Below are 4,593 nucleotides of genomic sequence, written 5' to 3'. Positions count from 1 at the left end.
CACAGGTTGAACAGCGGGCTGACCAGAGATATCTGCGGGAACATCGCGATCAGGAGGGAGAGGCCGATCAGGACGTTCTTGCCCGGGAACCGAAGCCGGGCAACCGCGTAGGCGGCCATCGAGCCGAGGACCACCGCGAGCAGCGTCGCGATGAGGGCGATCCCGATGGAGTTGACCAACGCCCGGGTGAACAACGAGGTGTCGAAGATCCCACGGTAGTTCTCCAGCGTCCACCGCCGCGGGATGAAGTCCCCGTCGGAGATGGTGGACGGGTCCTTGAAGGACAGCGACACCAGCCACAGCAACGGGATCAGTGAGAGCAGAATGATCAGCGTGTTCGCGGCGGCCCAGCCGAGCATGCCGCTCCCCTGGCGCCGGCCGCGCCGCGCCGCCGGCGCGGTTCGCCCCGTCGGCGCCGCAATCGTGGTCATCAGCGGTTCACCTCCTGCCCGGGCGCGGCCGTGCCGAAGCCTTTGATGAAGATGAAGGCGATGAGCGCGACGACGAGGAAGATCAGAATGGACAGCGACGAGCCGACGCCCAGGTTCAGCGCGGTGAAGAGGTTGTCGTAGCCGAGGATCGACACCGAGCGGGTGTCATAGCTGCCCGCGGTCAGCACGTAGATGTTGTCGAAGACGCGGACGGCGTCGAGGGTCCGGAACAGCAGCGCCACCAGGATCGCCGGCTTCATCAGCGGCAGCATGACCCGGGTGAGCCGCTGCCATGCGGTGGCGCCGTCCACCCGCGCCGCGCGCAGCAACTCGTCGGGTACCAGCGCCAGCCCGGCGAGCAGCAGCAGCGCCATGAACGGCGTCGTCTTCCACACCTCGGCGAGGATGATGACGGCGATCCCGCGGACCTGATCGGTGAGCGGAGCCGCGTTCCCGAAAAGCCCGGAGAGGTAGCCGGTGTCCGGCGTCCACGCGTACTTCCAGCCGAAGGCCGCGACCACCGTGACGATGCTGTACGGGATGAGGATCACCGTCCGGACCAGCGTCCGGCCCAACACTGCCCGGTGCATGACGAGCGCCAGGGCCATGCCGAGGACGAACTCGATCACTACCGAGATGACGACGATGATCGCAGTCACGGCGAGCGCCTGCCACCACAGCGACGAACTGAGCGCCGTTCCGTAGTTCGCCAGGCCCACGAACGTCGAGTCGTTCGGGAACCGCAGGTCGTATCGCTGCAGAGAGAGGTAAACGGCGTAGCCGACGGGATAGGCGGTGACGGTCAGCATCACGAGCACGGCCGGCGCGCACAGGGCCCAGCCGAGCCGGCGCTCCGCCCAGGCCCTGGCCGACAGCTTCTTCCTCGGCTGCCTCCCGTTCCGGGTGCCTGCCCCGGAGACGGCCGGGCGGTCGGCGTCGGGCACGGCGGTGGTCACGGCACAAGTCCCTTCGAGTCAAGGGCGTCGCTGATCCGGCCGCGCAGGTCACCAAGCCGGCCCACGTCCACCAACGACGGCGGCGAGAGCGTGCTCGATATCTGCAGCGACACGCTCTGGTAGGCCGGGCTCTTCGGGCGCACGCTTGCATTCCGCAGCGCCTCGTAGATGTCCGCGGCGAACGGGTAGCCGCCATTTATGAACGCCGGGTCGGTGTACAGGCTCACCAGCGTCGGGGGCAGCCCGCCGTCGACCGCATTGCGGATCTGCTTGTCCCGGCCCCGCAGGCAGGTGACGGCGTCGGCGGAGGACTGCTGATGCTTGCTGTACGCGCTCACCGCGAGGTCGTACCCGCCGATCGTGACGTGGGACGGCTGCCCGGCCACCAGGCTCGGGTACTGCGCCCAGCCCAGGTTCGCCAGCAGTCCCGGGTTGTTCTCCTTGGCGGACGGATAGATGAACGGGTAGTTAAGCTGGAAGGCCGCGTGGCCGGTCTCGAAGGCGAGCCGGGCGTCGTCCTCGTGCTGGTTCGACCAGGACGGGTCCGCCGCGGGGGAGTGCGCCATCGAGGAGATCGCCTCGACGGCGCGCCGTGCCGGCTCGCCCAGTTCCACCCGCTTCCCGTCCAGGCTCAGGATCGACCCGCCGGCGGAGGAGACCAGGGTGTTGAACAGGACGGTGTAGCCCTCGTACTGGGCGCCCGGCGTCTCGATGTAGTGCGGCTTGCCCGCCGCGGCGAGGGCGGCCGCCTGCGACAGCATCTCGTCCCAGGTCTTCGGCGGGTTCGGCACCAGGTCCTTGCGGTACCAGAGCAGCTGCGTGTTGGTGTTCAGCGGGGCGGCGTACAGCTGCCCCTTCCAGGTGCCGGTATCCACGGCCGCGGGCAGGGTGCCTCGGGTGATCTCCTCCCGGGCCGGGCCGGTGATCGGCCTGATCCAGCCGGCCTCGGCGAACTCGGCCGGCCAGGTCACGTCCAGCGCCATGATGTCCAGCGAGGTGTCCTTCGCCGCGAGCCTGCGAACCAGCTGCTGGCGCTGCCCGTCCGAGTCGTTCGGCAACAGGTTGATCTTTATCCGGTACCGGCCGCCGGAATCGGCCGAGCATTCCGCCGCGGCCTTGGTGAACGAGCCCGACGGCTCGTTGAAGACGTACCAGTTCACCGTGGCCGGACCCGCGGAACCGCCGCCCCCGCAGGCGACGAGCGTCGACAGGAGCAGGCCGGCCGCGAGTGCCGGTACGAGTGCCCGCCGGCGGCGCGCGACTCTTCGGGCCGGTGCCGGGTCCGAGGCCGCCCCCGGAAATGTTGACGGACGGACCGTCCTTCTCCGGAAGGGACCCCGAGCACTCACTGCACCGCTCACCACCTCGCCTCACTTTCCCCAGCGAAAGAACGGGGAGCGACCGCGGACGCCGGCCGTTCAGCGACGAACGGCCGCTCTCCCGGGGCGATCGGCGACGGGGTTTACCCGCCGCCGGTATCGGCACCGCGATGTCCATGTTAGCAGATGTCTCGTGTGGCGGATATCGGTGCGGCGGACCCTTGTGGCTGTGCTCATCTGTTGGAAGAAACCCCCACGTGAGACATCCTCTGAGCGGCCCGGGCACGGCGTCGTCGGCGAACATGTGTGGGACCCCAACGCCTACGGCGAACTCAGAACCTGAAACGATCGGTCTATGAAGGATCCGCAATGGATTTACTTGGAGGGTTATGCAGAACTCTTCCATCAAGATCTATAGCAGCGCCTCGACCTGTGGCGATGCATGATCTAGATCATCCAGGATGGGAGTTCTGAATAAGCCTCTTGGTACTTCGAGTAGTGGACGCGCTGTTGTTCCTCGCGCAGGCGGTGGGCGTAGTAGGCGTCGAAGTCGCCGTTGGCGGCGATGGGCCGAGTCGGCGAGGAACGTCCCGAGCATCCGGACCGGTCCCCCCAGCCCGGCCGGGGTTGGAGACCAGGAAAAAGCGTGGGAGGCTGCGTCCCGATCATGATCGGCTCGGGGGATTCCTGGACGGTGCTGGTGGGCTACCCGCAGGGGCCTCCCACGGTTTTGCCTGGTCTCCCCTCCGGGCAGGCCGAGCTGTCCTGCCTGGAAGGGCCTGGGCCTGCTGTCAGGCCCTCGGAAGGTAAGATTTCTATCTATGAGCGCAGCCGACGACCGGAGCCGGGCGCACGCCGTGGTCGATGACCTGTTGGGCCAGCCTGACCAGGCTGCCGACAGGGCCGTGGCGGTCCTGCACGCCCAAGCCGCGGCACTGGCGTGGGTGCGCGACACCACCGGGCTCTACCCGGCGCCGCCGAGCATCGCCGCAGCGTTGAACAGTGCGGCCGGGCGTCTGCGCACCGGGGCCGACGACCGCGACCCGGTGGCCGTGCTCGGCCGGGCAGCGATCGACGCACTTGCCGCACACCGGGCGGGCGCGGTCGCGTGAGCGGCTACGTTCTCGACGACCTCGCGTTGAGCGCGGGGCTTGCCGACACCGGCAGCGAGCACCAGCGTAGGGAGCTGTCGCGGCTGCTGCGTGGCGCGATCGACGGGGGCCCGACCCTGGACGTGCCGGCGCTGTGCCTGGCCCAGGCCACGGAAGCCCGCCCCGGCCTCGCCGGGCACCTCGCCGACATCATCGCGGTCGCGCCGGCCGGTGCGATCGACATCTGCGGGCTGACCCGCACCGGCCATCTCGACACCCTCCGCGAGCGGCACTCCCGCTTGGAATGGCCCGCCACCCACGCCGCGGCTCTCGCGCTCGCCACCGGCCTGCCGATCCTCACCGTCGACTCCGACCGTTACGGCGGCGTCGCCGTCGACGTGCTGCACCTGTGATTGTGACTGACGCCGATACCTTGCGGAACGGTCGCGCCTGAGCTGGGGAAATACGGCGTCTGACAGCTTGACCTGGCGGAAGCTGCCAGGGTTACTGGGTGCGGCTCTTTTGTAGGTATGCCATTTCGGGCGCTTGATCGTCAGGGGTCGGGGGCGTGGACGGACCGGTAGCGGCTGTGATGGTCGCGGTTGCGTTGCTGGCCGAGGTGGTAGGCGAAGTAGTCGTCGAAGTCGCCGTTGCCGACGAGCGCACGTAGCCGTAGAACGGCCTCGGCGCCGTCAAGGCTCCACCTGGCCCCGGTGATCTCCATCCGGTCCTTGACGAGCCACTTCGCTGTTCCCTCGATCAGGCCGCTGGCGACCGGCCAGCCGGCCGCGAGGAA

At 68.6% G+C, this 4,593-nt stretch carries 5 protein-coding genes and 2 pseudogenes; 2 read left to right on the top strand and 5 right to left on the bottom strand.

Translation table 11 applies throughout. The features are described 5' to 3' along the window. From MJ785_RS19865 to MJ785_RS19850, 4 genes and pseudogenes are all read right to left on the bottom strand, one after another. Nucleotides 1-431: pseudogene (locus MJ785_RS19865) on the bottom strand (carbohydrate ABC transporter permease); the annotation flags it as partial. Continuing rightward, complete coding sequence (locus tag MJ785_RS19860) at nucleotides 431-1,387, bottom strand: carbohydrate ABC transporter permease (protein ID WP_370653000.1); 957 nt, start codon at nucleotides 1,385-1,387, stop codon at nucleotides 431-433. The gene MJ785_RS19860 and the pseudogene MJ785_RS19865, both read right to left, overlap by 1 nt. Next, nucleotides 1,384-2,736, bottom strand: coding sequence for an ABC transporter substrate-binding protein (locus tag MJ785_RS19855; protein ID WP_370652999.1), 1,353 nt, complete (start codon nucleotides 2,734-2,736; stop codon nucleotides 1,384-1,386). Before MJ785_RS19855 ends, MJ785_RS19860 begins: the two co-directional genes overlap by 4 nt. A gap of 417 nt (nucleotides 2,737-3,153) precedes the next feature. Continuing rightward, a complete protein-coding gene (locus tag MJ785_RS19850; RefSeq protein WP_239382223.1) occupies nucleotides 3,154-3,375 on the bottom strand; it encodes a hypothetical protein in 222 nt (73 codons plus the stop codon). A 152-nt stretch (nucleotides 3,376-3,527) separates the two neighbouring features. On the opposite strand from MJ785_RS19850, the gene MJ785_RS19845 reads away from it, so the two are divergent. Together MJ785_RS19845 and MJ785_RS19840 are read left to right on the top strand one after the other, a co-directional pair. Then, on the top strand, nucleotides 3,528-3,818 hold the full coding sequence (locus MJ785_RS19845; protein ID WP_239338005.1) for a hypothetical protein: 291 nt from the start codon (nucleotides 3,528-3,530) through the stop codon (nucleotides 3,816-3,818). Continuing rightward, entirely contained in the window at nucleotides 3,815-4,210 is a 396-nt protein-coding gene (locus MJ785_RS19840) for a hypothetical protein (protein WP_239382221.1), read from the top strand. The genes MJ785_RS19845 and MJ785_RS19840 overlap by 4 nt, the downstream gene beginning before the upstream one ends. A 140-nt stretch (nucleotides 4,211-4,350) precedes the next feature. On the opposite strand, the pseudogene MJ785_RS19835 reads toward MJ785_RS19840, so the two are convergent. Further along, a pseudogene (locus MJ785_RS19835) lies at nucleotides 4,351-4,593 on the bottom strand (ISKra4 family transposase); the annotation flags it as partial.

It is taken from the genome of Protofrankia sp. CiT1 (assembly GCF_917627335.1).
In the GTDB taxonomy this organism is placed as follows: domain Bacteria; phylum Actinomycetota; class Actinomycetes; order Frankiales; family Frankiaceae; genus Protofrankia.
This window is presented reverse-complemented; position numbering and strand designations above follow the sequence as displayed.

Bases quoted from the DNA above. Each gene is read 5' to 3' on its own strand.
- MJ785_RS19850 (WP_239382223.1), bottom strand. From the start codon at position 3,375: ATGATCGGGACGCAGCCTCCCACGCTTTTTCCTGGTCTCCAACCCCGG.
- MJ785_RS19845 (WP_239338005.1), top strand. From the start codon at position 3,528: ATGAGCGCAGCCGACGACCGGAGCCGGGCGCACGCCGTGGTCGATGAC.